Origin of the sequence: Sphingomonas sp. DC5200-1, assembly GCF_049897245.1 — a bacterium.
Classification (GTDB): domain Bacteria; phylum Pseudomonadota; class Alphaproteobacteria; order Sphingomonadales; family Sphingomonadaceae; genus Sphingomonas; species Sphingomonas aquatilis.
Genome location: NZ_JAFCVW010000037.1, coordinates 1 through 1360, shown reverse-complemented (window position 1 = coordinate 1360; position 1360 = coordinate 1). Strand labels below are relative to the sequence as shown.

2 protein-coding genes are annotated in these 1360 nt (G+C 65.7%); both read right to left on the bottom strand.

Annotation, left to right across the window (positions count from 1 at the left end; genetic code table 11):
• The coding region (locus ACP7A3_RS20920; RefSeq protein ID WP_426257030.1) for a hypothetical protein at positions 1-355 on the bottom strand (355 nt) is incomplete at its 3' end.
• Between the two features lie 321 nt (positions 356-676).
• On the bottom strand, positions 677-1198 hold the full coding sequence (locus ACP7A3_RS20915) for a DUF736 domain-containing protein (protein ID WP_033967161.1): 522 nt from the start codon (positions 1196-1198) through the stop codon (positions 677-679).
• Positions 1199-1360: the final 162 nt, after the last annotated feature.

The window sequence follows — 1360 nt, the reverse complement described above, 5'->3', positions numbered from 1 at the left end:
TGTATTCCTGAAGCGTCAGCACGACGCTTTCGTTGTCGTCGGCCGAGAATATCGCGCGCGGACCATGACCTGGCCAGACCCGAACCTCGGGCGAGAACGACCCGGGCGAGCCTCCCGACCACGTCCTGAACGGAAGGTCGTTGGTGCAGCAGAAGTCCTCGATATCCTCGATATTGCCGTTCTGGACCTCGTGAGCATGGAGGCGCAGGGGTTCGCCGGATGTAACGGATTCAAGCGGTTCTCCCCCCCATTCGGTCGAGAGGCCGTAGAAATCGGCGAGTTTGTACAGTTCGGGCAGTCGATCGGCGGGAAGTTTCCCCCCGATCGTAATGGAGACGGAGACGCGGTCGGCCATGTCGGGACCTCGTGATGAAGTGGACGTGCCGGTCCCGCGAGCGGTGTCATCACCATTCGCCCGGCTATCCATTCATCACCCCCTTCCCTTGAGCGTGGCCCAGGTTCGAACTGCGATATCCTGTGCTTATACGGCGATAAAGCGAAGGAATAGCTAAATTATCGATCCGATACGGTGTTGAATCGGGACTGGAGCCCATGAAGCAAAAAAAGGGCGACGCCGTGTGCCGGCGTTGCCCCGAGTTTCGGCGTGCGGGAGCGAAAGGGGGCGCGCCCGTGCGCCATGCGGTGCCGTGAGGGAGTGCACGGCACCGGGGGTGGATCAGGCGTCCTCGGCGACGCGCTGGCGGCGACCGCGGCCCTTGCCGACCGGCTCCTCGACCGGGGCGGTGGTTTCGCCCAGGCCGTTGTCGGTGGTGCCCGCATCGTGATCGGGGCCGTTGCCGACCGGGCCGCCATCGGCGCCGAACGGCGGCGACAGATCGTCATCCGCCTTGACGCCGAGCGCGGCACCGACATCGCGGCGCTTCTGGGCGCGCTGCCACACGACGTTGTACGAGCCGTCGTCCTGGCGGAAGGCCGAGACCTGCAGCGGCGCGGCGAGCGACGGATCGTCGATGCGGCCGTTCAGGAACGCCTCGCCGGTGTTGTTCGAGGTGAGTTCGAAGAACGCCCCGACCTGCACCCACGTCCGGCCCGGGGTGAGCGCGTGGATCTCGTAGCGCGGCGCGCGCGGGTTGGACGACTGGACCGGCTTGAGCGCGATCGTCATCGCGACGGCGAGGGTGGAAATGCGGCCCATGAAAATGCCCGCGTCGTTCTGCTTGATCTGACCGATGTTCATGACGTGTCTCCTGTGATGTCGTGCTGGACCCCATGTCCTCGACACCGATCTTCAATCCTCCTCCCCTCCCCGGCCCTTCGGCCGGGCAGGGCGCGATGAGCGCCCCTCACCGACCGCGTCTTCACGCGGACGGTGGATCGTGCGGCAGGCGGACGATGTCGG

Excerpts from the sequence above, each read along its gene's own strand:
- ACP7A3_RS20915 (WP_033967161.1), bottom strand. The coding sequence starts at position 1,198 with ATGAACATCGGTCAGATCAAGCAGAACGACGCGGGCATTTTCATGGGC.